Source organism: Nocardia sp. CWNU-33 (genome assembly GCF_046764895.1).
In the GTDB taxonomy this organism is placed as follows: domain Bacteria; phylum Actinomycetota; class Actinomycetes; order Mycobacteriales; family Mycobacteriaceae; genus Nocardia.
This window is the reverse complement of record NZ_JBKOQN010000002.1, coordinates 102,512-121,606: the sequence shown is the minus strand read 5'-3', so window position 1 is coordinate 121,606 and position 19,095 is coordinate 102,512. Positions and strand designations below refer to the sequence as shown.

General features: G+C 65.9%; 16 protein-coding genes. 12 read left to right on the top strand and 4 right to left on the bottom strand.

All coding sequences use genetic code 11. The features are described 5' to 3' along the window. Window positions 1–22 precede the first annotated feature (22 nt). Window positions 23–1,975, bottom strand: coding sequence for an acyl-CoA dehydrogenase (locus tag ACLMAL_RS02820; RefSeq protein WP_411997635.1), 1,953 nt, complete (start codon window positions 1,973–1,975; stop codon window positions 23–25). A gap of 157 nt (window positions 1,976–2,132) precedes the next feature. Here ACLMAL_RS02820 and ACLMAL_RS02815 point away from each other — a divergent pair, with 157 nt between their 5' ends. The 4 genes from ACLMAL_RS02815 (at window position 2,133) to ACLMAL_RS02800 (ending at window position 7,439) form a co-directional block, all read left to right on the top strand. Next, the gene (locus tag ACLMAL_RS02815) at window positions 2,133–2,762 is read left to right on the top strand and encodes a TetR family transcriptional regulator (protein ID WP_411997634.1); all 630 of its coding nucleotides are present in this window, start codon (window positions 2,133–2,135) and stop codon (window positions 2,760–2,762) included. Next, entirely contained in the window at window positions 2,762–3,697 is a 936-nt protein-coding gene (locus ACLMAL_RS02810) for an ATP-binding cassette domain-containing protein (protein WP_411997633.1), read from the top strand. The genes ACLMAL_RS02815 and ACLMAL_RS02810 overlap by 1 nt, the downstream gene beginning before the upstream one ends. Then, window positions 3,694–5,328: an ABC transporter permease gene (locus tag ACLMAL_RS02805; protein WP_411997632.1), complete on the top strand. Its 1,635-nt coding sequence runs from the start codon at window positions 3,694–3,696 to the stop codon at window positions 5,326–5,328. The genes ACLMAL_RS02810 and ACLMAL_RS02805 overlap by 4 nt, the downstream gene beginning before the upstream one ends. A 185-nt stretch (window positions 5,329–5,513) precedes the next feature. Then, window positions 5,514–7,439, top strand: coding sequence for a vWA domain-containing protein (locus ACLMAL_RS02800; RefSeq protein ID WP_411997631.1), 1,926 nt, complete (start codon window positions 5,514–5,516; stop codon window positions 7,437–7,439). A gap of 72 nt (window positions 7,440–7,511) precedes the next feature. On the opposite strand, the gene ACLMAL_RS02795 is transcribed toward ACLMAL_RS02800, so the two are convergent. Next, window positions 7,512–8,366 carry a TIGR03619 family F420-dependent LLM class oxidoreductase gene (locus tag ACLMAL_RS02795; protein ID WP_328412986.1) on the bottom strand — a complete coding sequence of 285 codons (855 nt, stop codon included), beginning with the start codon at window positions 8,364–8,366 and terminating at the stop codon, window positions 7,512–7,514. A gap of 147 nt (window positions 8,367–8,513) precedes the next feature. On the opposite strand from ACLMAL_RS02795, the gene ACLMAL_RS02790 reads away from it, so the two are divergent. Then, the gene (locus tag ACLMAL_RS02790; RefSeq protein ID WP_411997630.1) at window positions 8,514–10,088 is read left to right on the top strand and encodes a threonine/serine ThrE exporter family protein; all 1,575 of its coding nucleotides are present in this window, start codon (window positions 8,514–8,516) and stop codon (window positions 10,086–10,088) included. A gap of 51 nt (window positions 10,089–10,139) precedes the next feature. Continuing rightward, complete coding sequence (locus ACLMAL_RS02785; RefSeq protein WP_411997629.1) at window positions 10,140–10,802, top strand: heme oxygenase (biliverdin-producing); 663 nt, start codon at window positions 10,140–10,142, stop codon at window positions 10,800–10,802. Between the two features lie 10 nt (window positions 10,803–10,812). Here ACLMAL_RS02785 and ACLMAL_RS02780 read toward each other — a convergent pair whose 3' ends face one another. Next, window positions 10,813–12,324: a sugar transferase gene (locus ACLMAL_RS02780; RefSeq protein ID WP_411997628.1), complete on the bottom strand. Its 1,512-nt coding sequence runs from the start codon at window positions 12,322–12,324 to the stop codon at window positions 10,813–10,815. 491 nt (window positions 12,325–12,815) lie between these two features. Between ACLMAL_RS02780 and ACLMAL_RS02775 the strand changes: the two genes are divergently transcribed. The 4 genes from ACLMAL_RS02775 to ACLMAL_RS02760 are packed head-to-tail and all read left to right on the top strand — an operon-like array spanning window position 12,816 to window position 16,562. Further along, a complete protein-coding gene (locus tag ACLMAL_RS02775) occupies window positions 12,816–14,090 on the top strand; it encodes a methyltransferase domain-containing protein (protein WP_411997627.1) in 1,275 nt (424 codons plus the stop codon). Next, complete coding sequence (locus ACLMAL_RS02770; RefSeq protein WP_411997626.1) at window positions 14,087–14,869, top strand: glucose-1-phosphate cytidylyltransferase; 783 nt, start codon at window positions 14,087–14,089, stop codon at window positions 14,867–14,869. Before ACLMAL_RS02775 ends, ACLMAL_RS02770 begins: the two co-directional genes overlap by 4 nt. Next, entirely contained in the window at window positions 14,866–15,516 is a 651-nt protein-coding gene (locus ACLMAL_RS02765) for a PIG-L deacetylase family protein (RefSeq protein WP_406229654.1), read from the top strand. Before ACLMAL_RS02770 ends, ACLMAL_RS02765 begins: the two co-directional genes overlap by 4 nt. Window positions 15,517–15,518: 2 nt before the next feature. Next, entirely contained in the window at window positions 15,519–16,562 is a 1,044-nt protein-coding gene (locus ACLMAL_RS02760; RefSeq protein ID WP_411997879.1) for an NAD-dependent epimerase/dehydratase family protein, read from the top strand. Here the strand turns inward: ACLMAL_RS02760 and rfbC are convergent. Further along, window positions 16,546–17,100: a dTDP-4-dehydrorhamnose 3,5-epimerase gene (rfbC, locus tag ACLMAL_RS02755; RefSeq protein WP_411997625.1), complete on the bottom strand. Its 555-nt coding sequence runs from the start codon at window positions 17,098–17,100 to the stop codon at window positions 16,546–16,548. The genes ACLMAL_RS02760 and rfbC overlap by 17 nt on opposite strands. A 29-nt stretch (window positions 17,101–17,129) precedes the next feature. On the opposite strand from rfbC, the gene ACLMAL_RS02750 reads away from it, so the two are divergent. Together ACLMAL_RS02750 and ACLMAL_RS02745 are read left to right on the top strand one after the other, a co-directional pair. Then, entirely contained in the window at window positions 17,130–18,233 is a 1,104-nt protein-coding gene (locus ACLMAL_RS02750) for a class I SAM-dependent methyltransferase (RefSeq protein ID WP_411997624.1), read from the top strand. Window positions 18,234–18,428: 195 nt separating this feature from the next. Continuing rightward, a complete protein-coding gene (locus tag ACLMAL_RS02745; RefSeq protein ID WP_411997623.1) occupies window positions 18,429–19,067 on the top strand; it encodes an MspA family porin in 639 nt (212 codons plus the stop codon). Window positions 19,068–19,095: the final 28 nt, after the last annotated feature.

The following is a 19,095-nucleotide window of genomic DNA, read 5'->3' as shown; positions in this document are numbered from 1 at the left end:
CCAGCCCCAAGCCGCGGCCGTCCTATACCGGCGCCTCGCTGCGGCCCGCCCGATCGAAGACGCTCGCGTCCGACAGCAGCGCCGCACGCAACATACCTTCCGGCACACCCATGCCTTCGACGAGCGTGAGCGCGTCCGGGCGCAGCCGGTCGACCAGCTCGTTGACTCCCCTGCGCACAGCCTTGGCGCGTTCGACCGACATGAACCGGTGCATGATGAACCAGGCCGAATTCTCCTCGAGCATCGAGTACGCGAACAGATCGCAGACCGTCTCGGCGAGGTCGCGTGCCGCCGGATCCTCGATGCCCGCAATACCTTCGATGAATTCCTCGAGAATCAACCGATCGATGTGCGCGGTGCCCGCGGCGAGGATGTGGTCCTGCGCGTTGTTGAACGCTTCGAACGGAGTCGTGTCCTTCGCGCGTGCGCGCAGCCGGTGGCCTGCGGTGCGGACCAAATAGTCCTCACGGTCGGCGAACAGCTGCAACTGCACCGAGCGGCGTGACACATCGGCATCGTCGACGGTGTCGTCACCGCGGTCGCGCAGTGTCTGGATCAGTTGGCGCACACCCGAACGCTTGCGCACCACGTCGCCGGCCATGGTCGCGGCGAAGCGCACCCAGCCGAGCGCATCGAGCTCACGAATCTCATCCGAATAGGCGGTGAGCAGTTCCTTGGCCACCAGCTGGGTCAGCACGACATTGTCGCCCTCGAAGGTGGTGAACACATCGGTGTCGGCTTTGAGCGTGACCAGCCGGTTCTCGATGAGATAGCCTGCGCCGCCGCAGGCTTCGCGGCACTCCTGGATGGCGCGCGTCGCGTGCCTGGTCTGCGCGACCTTCAGGCCCGCGGCCCGCGTCTCCAGCGCCCGCTGCGAGCCGGGGTCCAGGTCCTGACCGGTCTGCACGAGATGCATACGGCGCACCAGATCGTTCTGCGCGAAGGCCAGCGCGTAGGACCGGGCGATCAACGGCAGCAACCGGCGCTGGTGACTGCGGTAGTCGAGCAGCAGCGTCTCCTGGCCGGTGTCCGGGTCGGAGAACTGACGCCGCTCGAGCGCGTACCTCGTCGCGATGCTCAGCGCGACCCGCGCACCGGCGGCCGCGGCGCCGCCGACGCTCACTCGACCGCGCACCAAGGTGCCGAGGGTAGTGAAGAAGCGGCGGCTCGGATTCTCGATCTCGGTGTCGTAGGCGCCGTCCGGAGCTACATCGGCGAATCGGTTGAGCAGGTTCTCCCGTGGCACCCGTACCTGGTCGAACACGATGCGCCCGTTGTCGACACCGGGCAGCCCGCCCTTGAGCCCGTCGTCGTAGGTGGTGACGCCGGGCAGATCATTGCCGTGCTCGTCCCGGATGGGGACAAGCAGACAGTGCACGCCACGGCCCTCGCCCTGGGTGATCAGCTGCGCGAAAACCGCTGCCATCCTTGCGTGTTCGGCCGCACCGCCGATGTAGTCCTTGCGCGCCGACGGCGTCGGCGAGTGCACGACGAATTCCTGGGTGTCCGGATCGTAGGTTGCGGTCGTCTCGAGGTTGGCGACGTCGCTACCGTGCCCGGATTCGGTCATCGCGAAACAACCGAGCAGATCCAGCGACAGCAGCGCCTTGACCACATCGCGGTGGCGTTCGGTGCCGAGGTTCTCCACGGCACCGCCGAATAAGCCCCACTGCACACCCGATTTCACCCACAGTGACAGGTCCGCGTATGCCAGCATCTCCAAGGCGACGACGGCCGCGCCGGGTTCTCCGGTACCGCCGTTCTCCAGCCGGAAGCCACGCTCGGCGATCCCCATGGTCGCGATGGCCCGCATCTGGTCGAGGACCCGCGCCCGCGCTGCCTTGTACTCGAGGTAGGGGTCTCCGGCGAATTTCTCGTCCGCGAGCCGGCCGCGGGCCTCTTCCCGGACCGCGCCCCATGGTCCGTCGAGTGCTGCGCGAAGGTGATCTGCCGTCGATGCGGTGCCGGTAGTCATAACTCGACATTAGCCCGCCCCGGCCCGGGCAAACCGTGACAGTTGACACGACATCCTGCACCAAACTCTTGCCCCTCGTTGAACGGTCGTTTAATGTATTGAACATGCGTTTAACCGAAGAGCCCTACCGCAAAGACCCGCCGAGATAGAATTCGCCGTGACACAGACCTCAGATCTCACGACCGCCGCCCGAATTCGCGATGCCGCGATCGAGGTGTTCGGTGAGCACGGATTCCAGGTCGGAGTCCGTGTCATCGCCGCCGCCGCCGGCGTCTCCCCCGGATTGGTGAACCATCACTTCGGCTCCAAGGACGGTCTGCGGGCCGCCTGTGACGAGCGGGTGCTGGAGCTGACCAGGACTGAGAAGGCCAAGGCTGCCACTGCACCGAGCATCGCGAAAGGCATGCTCACCGCGCTGGCCGACATCGAGGAATACGGACCGCTGGTCGCCTACATGGTGCGCAGCCTGCAATCGGGCGGCCCACTGGCCGAATCCCTTTTCGAGCACATGGTTTCCGATGCTGAGGTGTACATCCAGGCCGGAGTCGACGCCGGCAGCATCAAGCCGAGCCGAGACCCGGCTGCGCGCGCCAGATATCTGATGATGCTCAACCTCGGCGCGACCCTGCTCTACGTGCAGATGCGTCAACAACGAGGCGAGAAGCTCGACTTCCGCAAGATCACCCGTGAGCTCACCGAAGAGCTCACACCACCTGCCCTGGAGTTCTACACCCAGGGCCTGCTCACCGACCCCTCGATTTTGGACACACTCACCAAGGAGACCTGATGTCCGACATCATCGAAGTTCATGATCTGCACAAGAACTTCGGCCACTTCACCGCGCTCGACGGACTCGATCTCACGGTCAGCGAAGGTGAAATCCACGGCTTCCTCGGCCCCAACGGGGCCGGCAAGTCGACCACGATCCGGATCCTGCTCGGCATCCTGCGTGCCAGCTCAGGGAAAGTCGCGCTGCTCGGCCGCGACCCGTGGGCCGATGCGGTCGCCCTCCATAGCGAAATCGCTTATGTACCAGGTGATGTCACACTATGGCCGTCGCTCTCCGGCGGCGAAACCATCGACCTGCTCGCCAGAATGCGCGGCGGCATCAACGAACAGCGGCGCACCGAGCTGATCGAACGCTTCGACCTGGATCCACGCAAGAAGGCGCGGACCTATTCGAAGGGCAACCGGCAGAAGGTCGCGTTGATCTCGGCGCTCGCCTCCGACGTGCGCCTGCTGCTGCTCGACGAGCCGACCTCGGGTCTGGATCCGTTGATGGAGCAGGTATTCCGTGAATGCGTCGCGGAAGCCAACCAGCGCGGCACCACAGTCCTGTTGTCGAGCCACATCCTGTCCGAGGTCGAGGTGCTGTGCGACCGGGTGACCATCATCCGGGCCGGCCGCACCGTGGAGAGCGGCTCGCTGGCGGATATGCGACACCTCTCGCGCACTTCCATCACCGCCGAATTGCTCGGCAACCCAGGCGATCTCACCCGCATCCCCGGCGTCGAGGATGTCGAACTCGACGGTTCGAGATTGCGCTGCCAGGTGGAGGGTGAGCACCTCGGCGAGTTGATCCGAGTGCTCGGCGACACCGGCGTACGCAGCCTCGTCAGCGCGCCGCCGACGCTGGAAGAACTGTTCATGCGGCACTACCACGTCGACGGCAACGACTCGCGGACCGCCGCCACGCATTCCGGAGAGAAGGTGCGAGCATGACCACCATCACCGCCGGCAGGCACCACGCGGCCCCGGCCGTGCGCGGCTCGGCCGACTTCGCCGGTACCGCCAAGTTGCTTCGCCTCTTTCTGCGCCGCGACCGAATCGTCTTGCCGCTGTGGGTACTCGCCTTCGGCATGCTGCCCGCCTTCTACGTCGCGAGCACCAAGAGTGTCTACGACACCCAAGCCGAGCTCGACAACTACGCCAAGTCCATCACCGAAAGCCCGGCGCTTGTCGCCATGTACGGACCGGTGTTCAGCACCGAACTCGGCTCGATCGCCCTGTGGAAGGCCGGGCCCTACTTCGCGATCATCGCGATCGCGACGATCCTCACCGTCATTCGGCACACCAGGGTCGAAGAGGAAACCGGACGCGCCGAGCTGGTCGGCGCGACCAGCATCGGCCGCTATGCCGGACTCACTGCAGCCATGCTGATGACCGCGGCAGGTTGTCTGGTCGCCGGAATCCTGTGCACGCTACTGCTGACCGCCAACGACCTGCCTGCCACCGGTTCGCTGGCCTTCGGGTCGGCGCTGGCCGCATCGGGTCTGGCCTGGGCCGGTGTCGCCGCGGTCACCGCCCAGGTCAGCACCGGCGCGCGAATCGCACGCGGCGTCGCGTTCGGCGCGCTCGGGTCCGCGTTCGCGCTGCGCGCGGTCGGCGACGCGGGAAATGGTGTGCTGTCCTGGTTTTCACCGCTCGGCTGGTGCATCCAGATGCGGCCGTACGCGAATGAACGATGGTGGGTGCTGATTCCGCTCGCGGCGGTTGCCGTGCTCACCACCGCGGCCGCCTATGTACTGCTGAGCCGGCGCGACACCGGCTCGGGGCTGCTCGCGGAGCGCCCCGGCCCGCCGGTCGCGGCGCCGACATTGTCCGGACCGACCGGGCTGGCGTGGCGGCTGCAGCGCGGCTCACTGCTGGCCTGGTCCGTCGGCTTCCTCCTCTACGGCATGTTGATGGGCGGCGCCCTCGACTCCGTCGGCAAGATGCTCGATAACAGCCAACAGATCCGCGACATGCTAGCCCGGGTCGGCGGCACCGATGTCCTACAGAATTCCTTCATCACCTTCGCGATCGCCATGCTCGCCGTCGCGGCGGCCGCCTACTCCATCTCGGCGGTGCTGCGCCTGCACGAGGAGGAGTCAAGTCAGCGCGCCGAGGCGACCCTGGCCGGGTCGGTGAGCAGGGTGCGGTACGCGGTGAGTCACATCGGTCTCGCACTGCTCGGTCCGGTGGTAGTCCTGATGATCGCCGGCGCGGCGATCGGCATCGTATACGGCGCGATGGACGGTGACCTGGCCGCCAAGCTGGGCGACACACTCGGCGCGGCGGCGGTTCAGCTGCCCGCGGTGTGGGTGGTGACCGGAATTGCGGTGGCCATTTACGGCATAGTGCCACGATTCACGCCGGTCGCTTGGGGCGTTCTGAGCGTCATGATGGTGATCTTCTTCCTCGGCTCGCTCGACGGACTGCCGCAGTGGCTCGTCGACCTGGTGCCGTTCGTCCATCCGCCGAAGCTGCCTGGCGCGGCCTTCCACGCGGCCCCGGTGCTGTGGCTGCTCGGGATCGCGGCCATGTTGCTGACAGTCGGCATCGCCGCCTTCCGCCGTCGCGACCTACGCTGATCGCGAGGCGACCCGCCAGGGGTTCCCGCTCCTGGTGGGTCGTCGCGCACGCGCCGACCTGGTGCGATAACCAGCAGCGATGAACGATTTGTTATGCCGGTGAGCTTTTGAACAAGGGAACCGACTGGTTGCTGTCTGTAATGTCCAACTCGCAATACAGCAGGCGAACCAAGCAGACGAGGACCATGTCGAGAGTTACCAAGCGACTGACCGGGCTCACCGCGGCGCTAGCTATCGGGCTGACAAGCCTTTCCATTGCCGCCGTACCCTCCCACGCGGAGGAGGGCCAACAGCAGGCCCCTCAATACGCGCCGACCATGCTCATCCTGGACGCATCAGGTTCCATGCAGCGTCCCGACCCGGCGGGCACCATGATGGATGCCGCCAAGAACGCCGTACGGACTTTCGTCGGCTCGGCACCCGCCGAATCCAAGGTGGGGCTGACTGTTTACGGCACAAGCACCGGGAATGCCGAGTCCGACAAGCCGGCCGGGTGCCGGGACGTGCAGGTGCTGCACCAGCCGGACACCCTCGACAAGGCGGCGCTGACCAGCGCGGTCGACGGCATCAAGCCGAGCGGCTGGACACCGATGGGCACCGCGCTGCGCCAAGCCGCCGCGACACTGCCCAAGTCCGGACCACGCTCCATCGTGCTGGTCTCCGATGGTGACGACACCTGTTCCCCGCCCGACCCGTGTGAGGTCGCAAGGGAATTGAAGCAGCAGGGCCTCGACCTGGTGATGCACGCGATCGGCTTCGCCGTGGACGCCAAGGCCCGCGCCCAGCTCACCTGCATGGCCCAGGCCACCGGCGGCACCTACACCGACGCGGCCGACGGCCCCACGCTCGAGCGGACGCTGCCACGAGTCAGCGCGGCCGCGCTGCGCAACTACAAGGCGGCGGGGGCGCCGATCACCGGCACCGCCGGCTACGACACGGCACCGGTTGCCACTGCGGGTCAGTACCTGGACACCATCGGCCAGAAAGAAAAGCGCTACTGGGCCGTCGATGTGCCCGCGGGCGCCACCACCTACTTCAGCGGCACGCTGTCGTTCCCGCGGCTGCCGAACATCTCGTCCACCGACGACATCAATACCCTCCAAATGCGCGTCTACGGCGCAGATGGCAAGGACTGCAACGTCTTCGAATCCGAGATGACAACCAAGTCGAGTGACGGTGGAGCGCTCACCGTCGCCAAAGCGTTCGACGGTGCGACCAAGGAACGCAAGGACGGCAGCAGCTTCGACAAGTGTAAGGGCGGCGGCCGGTACTACTTCGCGCTGACCTGGGATCACGTCTCCAACGGGGTACCGGAACGACTGCCGATCGAATTGCTCGTCGGAATCGAGCCCGCCGCAACCGATCCCGGTCCGGTGGCCGTCCGGCCCGAGACGACCTTCACCGAGCCGACCGGTGCCCGCACCACGGCGACCGGCGGCGGCTCGTTCAATGTCGCCTCCACCCTGACCGGCAGCGGCAGCTACGCCGACACCCTGCGGCCGGGCGAGTTCGTCTTCTACCGCGTGCGGTTGAACTGGGGACAGGGGCTGGCGTATCGGGTGCACTACGGCGAGAACGGCAACCGCGGCCTGAGCGGCATCTCGAATATCCGCACCACCCTGTACTCGCCCATCCGTGAGGAGATCGACGAGGACTTCGCGGCCTACACCGGTACAGACAATATGCTGCCGTCCAACAAGCCCGCGCTGGCGACCGTGCCGATCCGGTACAACAACCGCAAGGCCGACGACCTGGACATTCGCCGGCAGGCGGTCGCCGGCTGGTATTACATCGCGGTCAAAGTGGGCTCGACCTTCGAGGAAGGCGGAACCAACCCGGTCCCGATTCGCCTGGATCTCACCGTGTCCGGCGCCCAAGAGGATGGACCGAAGTATTCGACCTCGGCCACCGACGGCGTGTTCGGCGAGAACACCACACCTGCCGGCGGCGGAAAATCCACCGGCGGCCGCACTCCCGAGGCCGCGAGCGTGGCGAGCGCGACCGACTCGAAGTCGTCGACGTTGATCGTGGTGGCCATTGTCGGGGCGGTGGGCGTCGGCGTGCTCGGTGTGGTCGGCGGCTGGTTCTTCGCACGCAGGCGTCGCGGCTAGCACGAGAGTCCGCCCGCCGCACCGGGTTTACCCCGGTGCGGCGGGCGGAAGATAGGTGTGGCAGCGCTGGTGTCAGCGGGCTGCTTCGATGCCCAGCTTTCCTGCCAGCCGCGTCAGATAGGCGCGCACGTCGTCTGCGTCGCGGTCCGGCAGGCCGAAAACCACCTCGGTGACACCGAATTCGGCCCACTGCGCGAGCTGGGCGGCATCGTGCCGTCCGGCCAGCGCGATAACCTCGGGGGTTCCCGTACGGTCGTGTTCGCGCCAGACCCGGTGCAACAGTTCTATCTTGGTATCCAGACCTTCCTCGGTCGGCGTGGTGAGCCAGCCGTCGGCATTCTTTGCCAACCAGGTGAAGGACTGTTCGGTACCCGCCGCACCCAGGATGACCGGGATGTGCTTCTGCACCGGCTTCGGCCACGACCAGCTCGGACCGAAGTTCACGAACTGTCCGGCGAAGCTTGCCTCCTCCTCCGACCAGAGGGCCCGCATGGCGTCCAGATGCTCGCGCAACACCGTCCGGCGTTTACCGGCGGGCACCCCGTGATGGGCGAGTTCGTCGGTGTTCCAACCGAATCCGACGCCCAGGCTGACCCGGCCGCCGGACAAGTGATCCAGCGAGGCGAGGGTTTTGGCGAGGGTGATCGGATGGTGCTCGGCGGGCAGCGCCACCGCGGTGGACAGGGTGATCCTGCTGGTGACGGCGGCAGCGGTGGCCAGCGCGACCCACGGATCGAGCGTACGCAGGTAACGGTCGTCGGGCAGGCTCGCATCGCCGGTGCGCGGATGTGCCGCGGCACGGACCACCGGGATATGGGTGTGCTCCGGCACGTAGAAGGCATCGAAGCCGGCCTGTTCGGCGGCTGCTGCCGCATCAGCGGGCGTAATGCCCCGGTCACTGGTGAACAACACAATTCCGTACCGCACGTACGCGCTCCCATCGCTGAATTAGAACAAGTTCTACCACCTTTTCAGGACAGGACCAAGGCTGATGCCGCACCGAACGAGAACCGACACACCCGCCGCGAACAGCGCGGATGACGCCGACACCTCGAGATGACTAGGTTCGCGGTCATGGGCTCTGACGCACTTTCGGGAGGAGAAGACGTCGATCCGCGGATCGATGAACTCGGCGGGCGACGCGCCCGATGGTGGCGTCGGCCACCGCGAATTCCGGTGGTGAGTCAGGCCGTCGGGCGCTTGGTCGCCGACCGCCAGGCCACCGCCGACACCATCGTCGCTGCCCCGACTCCGCTGCAGCCGATCGATCTCACCGACGACGCCCGCGTCGCCGAGGTGCTCGATCTCGCCGTTCGCGTCGGCGAAGTGGTGCTGGCATCGGGCACCGGTGTCATCGACACGACCACTCAGGTGCGTTTCATCGCCGCCACCTACGGGCTGTCACGCTGCAGCATCGACGTCACCTATGACGCGATCAGGATCTGGGCCGATCGAGGTCCGGAATTGCCGCCCGCGAGCACCATGCGGATCGTGCATTATCGGTCGCTCGACTTCACCAGGCTGGCCGCCGTGGATCGACTCACGCGCCGCATCCGCAACGAAGTGGTCGCCCCGGAGGACGCGCGTGCCGCGCTCGACTCCATCACCTCGGCCCCGCATCCCTATCACCGCTGGATGGCCACCTTCGGCTGGTCACTGCTCGCCGCGGCCATTGCGGCCCTGCTCGGCGGCGGCGTGCTCGTCGCCGCAATCAGTTTCGCGACCACCCTGGCGATCGACCGGGCCAACCGGGTGCTCAATCGGTTCGGACTGCCGTTCTTCTTCCAGCACATGGTCGGCGGCGCCATCGCGGCCGCACCCGCGGTCGCGCTGGCTACACTGGCCGGGCCACTGCACATCGATGTCGACCCGACACTGATCATCGCGGCCGGAATCACCGTGCTGCTCAGCGGTTTACAGCTGGTCGGCGCGGTGCAGGATGCCATCACCGGCGCGCCGATCACCGCGTCCGCGCGCATGCTCGAGGTCGTCATGATGACCGGCGGCATCATCGCGGGCATTACGGTCGCGTTGCGGATCGGCGACCTCGTCGGCGCCACGGTTCCGCCGGTGTATCTAGCCAGCCGCGACATCACCGACCTCGCGGTGAAGGTAATCGCGGGCGCGGTCGCGGCGCTGGCCTTCGCCCTTGCTTGCTATGCCGAGCGCCGGGCCCTTGCCGCCGCCGCGTGCAGCGGTGCCGCGGGCACGATCTGCTATCTGCTCGTACAGCAGACCGGTTTCGGACCGGTGGTTTCCTCCGGCGTAGCCGCCACCCTGGTCGGCCTCGCCGGTGGTCTGATGGCGCGTCGCGCATTGACACCGCCGCTGGTCGTCGCGGTCGCAGGCATCACGCCGCTGTTGCCGGGACTCAGCGTGTACCGCGGTCTCTACGCGCTGCTCAACGACGAGTTGCTGATCGGCGCCAACCAGCTGCTCGCGGCCATCGGTGTCGGCTGCGCGCTGGCCGCAGGCGTTACCCTCGGCGAATGGTTCGACCGCACAGTGCGCAGGCCACGGATCCTGAGTCGCTTCGGTGCACTGCGCAGGCCGATCGTGCGACGCCGCCGAGCCGACCGCGGCTTCCGGGCCGCGTTGCGGGACTCCCGTGCGACTTCGGCGGTGACCCGGTATCGTCGTACCGGTTAGTTAGGGTAGCCATACAGCGGAAGCCCGCGAGATAGCGAGGTGGTTTCGGACATGTCGGACACAATTCCGTTCTCGACGGCGATCCGTACCGCCACCGAGGAACAGCACACCGAGGCCGAGAACTCCCGGTTCATGAGCGACATGCTCGGCGGCGCGCTCGGTGTGGACTCCTATCACCGCTACACCGGTCAGCTCTGGTTCATCTACCGCGCACTCGAAGGGCGATGGAACCACCTCTCCGACGATCCGGTAGCGGGTCCGTTCATCCGACCGGAACTGGCGAGGACCGCGGAATTGGAACGCGACCTCATCCACCTGATCGGGCCGGCCTGGCGCGAAGACCTGCAACCGCTGCCCGCGACCGCCGCCTACGCCGCCCGCATCGTCGAGTGCGCACACCAATGGCCCGCCGGCTACATCGCCCACCACTACACCCGCTACCTCGGCGACCTGTCCGGCGGACAGGTCATCCGCGGCACCGCCGAAAAACTCTGGAACCTGCCGCATCGCGGCGATGGCGTGCGCTTCTACGTCTTCGATGCCGTCGGCAACCCGGCCGCCTTCAAGCGCGAATACCGAGCCCTGCTGGATCAACTGCCCTTCGACGAGCTCGAACGCCGCAGGGTGCTCGACGAAGGCAAGCGCGCCTTTGCCATGAACACCGCGGTCTTCGAGGAGTTGGCCGCCGAATTCCCGGCCCGGCGGCCATCCTGACCAGGGCCGTTCAGTACGCGCCTTCGCCGCGGGCCACGGCGCCGATGGTCTTGGCGATCAACAGCAGATCCAACACCATCGACCAGTTCTCGACGTAGGAAAGATCCAGTCGCACCGAATCTTCCAGCGACAGATCCGATCGCCCGCTGACCTGCCACAACCCGGTGACCCCCGGCTTTACCAACAGCCTGCGGCGCATGTTGCCGTCGTAGGAGTCCACTTCGCGCTGCACCTGCGGGCGCGGCCCGACCACGCTCATCTGACCGCCGAGCACGTTGAGGAACTGCGGTAGCTCGTCGAGGCTGAACTTGCGGATGACGCGCCCGATCGGCGTGATGCGTGGATCGTCCTTCATCTTGAAGAACACCGGGTTGCCGCCGTTGCGCTCGATGAGTGCGGCGACATTGCTGTCTGCATCGACATACATACTGCGGAACTTGATCATCCGGAACGGCTTGCCGCCACGCCCGATTCGCTCCGACAGGTAGAACACCGGCCCCGGGCTGGTCAGCTTGACCGCAAGCGCGATGGCGAGCATCACCGGCGCGATCGCCAGCAGCACCGTGCCCGCGAAGCAGACGTCGAACACCGCCTTGCCGGTCGACTTGGCACGGTCGTACTGCGGTTTCGCAATATGCAGCATCGGCATGCCGGCAACCTGACGGTTTGTCAGGCGGGTGCCCGCGATGTCCACGACGCCGGGAGCCACGATCAGTTCCACCCCGATCGGGTCGAGTTCCCAGGCCATGCGGCGCAATTCGACCGGGCCGAGATGGTCGGTCGCGGTGACTGCGACGGTGTCGGCGCCGCTGCGACGCACCGCCTCGAGTACCGACCGGTCGTCGCCGACCACCGAATAGGTGCGCCCCGATGCTTCGATGCCGTACGCGGTGGCTCCGTTGACCCCGTCCGGAATGCACACACCGACCACCTGATAGCCGGAGTCCGGGTCGCGCGAGAACGCGGTCGCCATCGCCTGTGCCGCCTCGGCGCCACCCACCACCAGGACCGATGTCCGGTACTCGCCGACTCCGCGACGCGCACGCGCGTGCAGCCGCCACAGCAACCTGCTGAACATCAGCCCGAGCAAGCCGAGCGGCAACGCGATCGCCAGATAACCACGCGCGAACTCGATCTGGAAGATCAGCGACGCGATGGCAAGGAAACCGAACAATCGCAATGTGGCCGAGACCAACCGCCGGTATTCCTCCGAGCCGATGCCGACCACCTGTGGTGACCGGGTATTACACACAGCCAGAAAGATTATCCAGGCCAAAGCCAGTGTTGTAGAGACAACTCCATAGCCGACCTCATAAGGCATCGGCCAAGCCAGCGGCGGTGCGACCGGTCCACCGAAGCGAATGACCTGTGCCAACCCGACAGCGACCGCGATGACCACTGAATCCGTTGCCGCCAAGCGGCGTACATACTCGGCCTGCCAGCGCTCACGTTCCGAGCGCGGCGAAGTCAGCGGCGGTCTGGATACATCCAGATCGTCGCCATCGGTGAGCTCGAAGCTCATAAGAAGACGCACCTCCCCCTGGGAGAGAAACTCGTTGCCCCCGATCGACATCGATCGGTCCCCTCGGCTCAGCCTGACCGCCTGGGGTGTTCCATCAGTCGGTGACCAGAAGCTGATTGTTACAGAACACAATCTGTTTCACATATCGAATCACAAGGGCCGCAAAGTATTCCATGCGATAGCCAATAGCGGGACGGCCAGCTTCCCGCCCATCACCCGACGGTCGTTGTAGCGACAACCAAGCAGGTGAAGCACGTGCGCCACCAATGGTCGTGCTTCGCGATCAGAGTATTGCCCCCGACATTATCGGTAACTGCCCGGATGCTACCGATCGTTAATGGGGGAAATCGGTCCAGAAACCGCTATCACCCAGAAGATTTCAGCATCGCCATGCAGGCGATTCGTTGTAACGTCTCACTGGATCGCACCGACGTCTGGGGCGTGCCGGTAATGCGCCGGGCGATCAAACTAGCCGCAGAAGTGGGGCCTGCATGCGTTGTCGACTCTGTGATTCCAATAAGCTATCAAGCGTTCTCGATCTCGGCGCGACCCCACCGTGCGAGAAGTTCCTCGCCGCAGCCGAACTCGATCTCGCCGAACCCACCTTCCCACTGCACCTGCGTTTGTGTGACGAGTGTCTCCTTCTGCAAATTCCGGCATTGATCACGCCCGAGGAAACATTCACCGAGTATGCCTACTTCGCATCATATTCCGATAGCTGGGTTCGGCATGCCGAAGCTTTTGTGACCCACGCCATCGAAGAGCTCGGCCTCGGACCGGATTCGTTCATAGTGGAAGCTGCAAGCAACGACGGCTACCTGCTGCAGCACGCAGTCGCTGCGGGGATCAGGTGCCTGGGGATCGAGCCCTCGGTCAATGTCGGCGCAGCCGCCCGGCTGGCAGGCGTACCCACCGAGACCGCTTTCCTGGACGAGGATTCCGCCGCGAAGGTCCGCGGCCAGCACGGACCCGCGAACCTGGTCGTCGCCAATAACGTCTATGCGCACGTCCCCGACCTGCGCGGTTTCACCCGCGGGCTGCGCGAGCTCATGGCCGACGACGGCTGGCTTTCCATCGAGGTGCACCACGCGCTGAACCTGATGCGCCTGGGCCAGTTCGATACGATCTACCACGAACACTTCCAGTACTACACGGTGCTCTCGGCCCAGCGGGCCCTCGCCACCGCCGGATTGACGCTGGTCGATGTCGAACTGCTTGCCACCCACGGCGGCTCGATTCGGCTCTGGGCACGGCCCGAGGCGGTCGCCGACGGGCCGAGCGAGCGGATGCTCGAGGTGCTCCGCACCGAGGAAGCCGCCGGTCTCCACGACGTCGCCGGCTACCGTGACCTGCAACCCCGTGCCGACGCGGTGCGTCAGGAGCTGCTTCGCTTCCTGCTCGAACAGCGCGCCGAAGGCAAACGCGTGGTCGGCTACGGCGCACCGGGCAAAGGCAACACGCTGCTCAACTATTGCGGCATCCGGCCAGACCTGCTCGACTATACGGTCGACCGAAACCCGTATAAGCACGGGAAGTTCACGCCAGGCACCAGGATTCCGATCCACGAGCCCGGGCGGATCGACAACGATCGGCCCGATGTCGTGCTGGTCCTGCCCTGGAATCTCGAAGCCGAGATCACCGAGCAGCTTCGCCACATCACCGAATGGGGCGCCCAGCTCGTCTATCCACTACCCACGCTGCACTTCGCCGCGCTGGACTCCGGCGCCGATCCGAGCAATCAAAACACCGAAAGGCCTGCGCGATGAAGGTTGTGCTGTTCTGTGGCGGCTACGGCATGCGGATGCGTGACGGCACCGACGACGTGATCCCCAAGCCGATGCAGATGGTCGGCCCCCGGCCGCTGCTGTGGCACGTCATGCGCTACTACGCACACTTCGGGCACAAAGACTTCATCCTGTGCCTCGGCTACGGCGCCCAGCACATCAAAAACTTCTTCCTGAACTACCAGGAATCGGTGTCCAACGACTTCGTGATCCGTGACGGCCGTGTCGAATTGCTGCACAGCGACATCAGCGACTGGTCGATCACCTTCGTCGACACCGGCGTCCAGTCGGCGATCGGCGAACGGCTGCGCCGGGTGCGCCCCTATCTCGAAGGCGAAGAGACCTTCCTGGCCAACTATGCCGATGTCCTCACCGACGCGCCGTTGGACGAGATGATCGAGAAGTTCACCGCTTCCGGCGCCGCCGCATCGATGATGGTCGTACCACCGCAGTCGTCGTTCCACTGCGTCGACGTGACGGCGAACGGCGAAGTCAAAGAAATCATGCCGGTGTCGCGGATGCCGATCTGGGAGAACGGCGGCTACTTCGTGCTCACCCAGGAGGTTCTCGACCTGCTGCCGCCGGGCGGCGATCTCGTCGAAGACGCCTGCGGCGCCCTGGCCGGACAGGGGCGGTTGTTCGGCTACCAGCACGAAGGCTTCTGGAAGCCCGCCGACACGTTCAAAGAACGCGCCGAGCTCGACGCGGGCTATCGCACCGGCGTTCGTCCGTGGATGGTGTGGGAGAAGCAGGACGCATGATCGCGCTGACCACCGCACCGCTGACCGAAATAGCTGTGCTCGGCGCGCATTGCGACGACATCGCCATCGGTATGGGCGCCACCCTGCTGACGCTGGCCGGGAAGCATCCCGGTCTGCGGGTCCGCGCCCTGGTGATTTCCGGCGGCGACAGTGAGCGGGAGTTCGAGGAGCAGACGGCGCTGGCCGAATTCTGTCCGAATGCCGATCTCGATCTCACCGTGCTCGATGTTCCCGATGGCAGAGCGCCCGCGCACTGGGATCGAATCAAGAACGCCGTGCAGCACTTCCGTGGCAAGTCGGATCCGGATCTGGTCTTCGCGCCACAGCGCGGCGATGCCCACCAGGACCATCGGCTGCTCGCGGAGCTGGTCCCCACCGAGTTCCGCAACCACCTGATACTCGGCTACGAGATCCTCAAGTGGGAGACCGATACCCCGCAGCCGACCGTATTCCACCCGGTCAGCACGGAATTCACGGAGGCGAAGGCCAGGCTGCTGCTGAAGCACTATCCGTCGCAGGCAGGCCGCGACTGGTTCGACGAGCAGGCGTTCACCGGCCTGGCCCGACTGCGCGGTGTGCAGTGCCGGGCCGAGTACGCCGAGGCATTCGTGATCGATAAGGTTGTCCTCGATTTGGGAGGGAAATGAGCATGCGAGTTCTGGTCACCGGGCACCAGGGGTACCTCGGAACCGTGATGGTTCCGGTGCTGCGCGCCGACGGGCACGACGTGGTCGGGCTCGATTCCGGGTTCTTCGCCGATTGCGTGCTCGGCGCGCTGCCCGGCGATCCGCCCGGCATCGCCGTCGACCTACGCGATGTGACCGTCGAGCAACTCGCCGGTTTCGACGCGGTGATCCACCTCGCCGCGCTGTCGAACGACCCGCTGGGCGCGTTGCATCCCGAGATCACCTACGACATCAACCATCACGCGTCGGTCCGGCTGGCCCGGCTCGCGAAAGCGGCGGGCGTCGCGCGCTTCCTGTATGCCTCGACCTGCTCGGTGTACGGTGCGGCCGGCAAAGAGCTGGTCACCGAAGACGCACCATTGAAGCCGATCACGCCCTACGCCGAGAGCAAGGTACGCGTCGAGGACGACGTCGCAGCACTGGCCGACGCCGACTTCACTCCGGTCTTTCTCCGCAATGCCACGGCATTCGGCTTCTCGCCGCGGCTGCGCGCGGACATCGTGCTGAACAATCTGGTCGGGTACGCAGTGCTCACCGGGGAGGTCAAGGTGCTCTCCGATGGAACGCCGTGGCGTCCACTGGTGCACGCGGCCGACATCGCGACCGCCTTCGCGACCTGCCTCACCGCGCCGACCGAGGCGCTTCACTGCCGCGCGTTCAATATCGGCACCGAGGCCAACAACCTGACCGTCGCGGACATCGCGCAGGCGGTGGTGGACGCGGTCCCGGGTTCGCGGCTCAACATCACCGGGGAGAGCGGCGCCGATCCGCGCTCCTATCGCGTCGACTTCTCCGCCGCGCGCGAAGCCATCGGCTTCCATGCCGCATGGACCATTCCGGCGGGCGCGCAAGAGCTGTATCAGGAATACACAGCCAGGGGACTCACCAGTGACGACTTTTTCCACCGGTTCACCAGACTGCCGCACCTCGAGAAACTTCGCGACGCCGGGATTCTCGACGCTTCGATGCGGCGGGTCGGCGGTCGGGGTGTCACCGCACTCGTGTGACCAGGTGCTGCCAACTGCCCGCGGCGCGGTCGCGGGCGGAGACGACGGTGACCGGCAACGGCCAGCCGATGGCGAGGTCCGGATCGTCATAAGCGACACCGATGTCCTCGGTCGGATCATGCGGACGGTCGATGCGATAACACACATCGGCCGTTGCGGTGAGCGCCTGAAAACCGTGCAGGAACCCGGGCGGCACGTACAGGTGCCGGAAGTCGTTGTCGTCGAGCCGGAAAGACTGCTGCTGCCCGAAGGTCGGCGACGAGGGCCGGATGTCGACAAGCACATCGTGCACCGCGCCGTTCGCGCACCGCACCAGTTTCGCCTCGCCGCGCCCGGAGCGGCCGTGCATGCCCCGGATCACCCCGCGCATCGACCGCGACTGCGAGTCCTGCAGGAACGCTGCCGCGGCACCGGGCACACCCAGCGCGGCTTCGAACACCTCGGCATCGAAAGTCCTGGTGAACAGCCCGCGTTCGTCACGAAAGGGCTCCGGCGCCAGGACAAGGACATCGGCGAGTTCGGTCGGCTCGATACGCACGTGGCCATGGTGTCACGACTGTGGCTGTCGTGAACGCCGACGGTAGCCCTTGCCGCGGTTGCGGAAGCGACCGGCTGACAACGGTGCTCGATCTCGGCGCCGTGCCCGCCGCCGACTACTTCCCCAGCGCCGACGCGGCGATCGGGGTCGAGGAAGACGCGCATCCGCTCCGCATGGATATGTGCGAGGCGTGTGGGCTCGCACAGCTGGCCGACGACGACACCCGCACCGAGGAGCCGCGCGGCGTGGAACCGCAGGCGCTGCGCGATCAGGCCGCCGATGCGATCGCCCGGGTCGCGCAGGCGGGTCTGCTGCGCGGGACCACGGTGCGCGAGTTCGGCAGCCCGCACGGCGGCACCTGGCTACCGCTGCTCGCCGAACGCGGATTCCGCACCAGCGCGGAGCCTGCCGACATCGTGCTCGACTGCTTCGGCATCATGCACGAACCGGATCAGGCCGCGGCTGTCAAGGACCGTGCCGCCGCCACCGCGCCGGACGGTTTGCTGCTGATCCAGTACCACTCGCTGGCCACCATCGTCTCGGCGGGTCAGTGGAACGCGCTGAGGCACGGACACTTTGCTTACTATTCGCTGGCCGCACTCGTCCGATTGCTGAAGTCGGCAGGCATGAGCGTAGCGACGGCGTGGGAATTCGACCTCTACGGCGGAACCGTACTGGTCGGTGCAGTACACGGTGCGGTCGAGCCCGATCGAGCGGTGCAGGCCGTACTGGCCGCGGAGGCGGAATACACCGATGTTGCCGCCCTACGGGGGCTCCAGCACACGACCGACCAGCATGCCGAAATGTTGCGGGCATGGCTGGAAGCGACCACCGCACGCGGACAACGCGTGTACGCCTACGGCGCTGCCTCCCGCGCGGTGGCGCTGTTCAGCCTGGCCGGCCTGCACCGCGGACTCGTCGCGGCGGTAGCCGACGCCTCGCCTGCCAAACACGGACGCCGGATGCCCGGCACCGATATTCCGATCATCTCCCCCACCGAACTCGTCTCGGCCCGACCGGATTCGGTGCTGCTGACACTGCGCGACCTGCTGCCCGAGGTTCGAGCCGAGTTCCCGGAGCTGGAAGGACGTTGGGTGCTCGACGACCCGGCGGGCCCCTCGGAGGGATGGTGAAATATTGCATTGAATTCGCTGTGCCGAAACCGGATTGTTGCTGAATCAACCCAACGTAGTTGACATGACTAGTTTTATTTACCACCACCAGCCCACCCTGGACGATTGAAGGGCTTGTCGCCCCCATGAGCCGGGTGTCGGGCGTCGAGCGCGGCAGCGCTCGGCAGTGCGAGGGGAATCCAAGGGGATAATCTGATGAGGGAAACAGCACCGTTCCGTAGCCGGAGTCTGCGTATTTTTGCCATGGCCTCGGTCGTCGCGTCGGGCCTGATCTTCGCGAACGGAACCGCAGCGGCCGCCATCGACAGCACCAATCAAGTCGTCGACCACAGCGACCGTATGGTCGAGGCAATCCAATCCGATACTCGCATCGATTTCGTGTCACCACTGGACGGAAACCCGTTGACCCGCGAGTGGTTCCACAACGGTGAGGCGGCATTCCAGATCTCCGGCCCGGACGCGGAGGACTGGACCGGCCACATCACCGTCGGCTATATGGTCGGATTCCCGGCCACCCTCAATGGAAAATTGCGATTCGAGTGGTCGTCACCGAGTCTCGGACTAGATCTCGGCGGCAGCGAAGGTGCGGTGCTGAAGCTCAACGACCTGATCCCGCGCGGCGGCATCCAGCTCGAGGTCGGTTTCGGCCCCGGCATCCAGACGGTCGAATGCGCGGGCGGCGACATCTCCGGTTCTTCAGGATTCATCCGGATGTCCGGTTTCCACGGCACTGTCACCGGTGTCCTCGGCCCGACCAACATCCGTCCGTTCGTCCGGGTGGTCAGTTCCAGCGGCGACACAGTGATCACCTACGGCAGGCTCTGGACCATCTGACCTCGGAAAGACCGAACGTGGTGTCCCT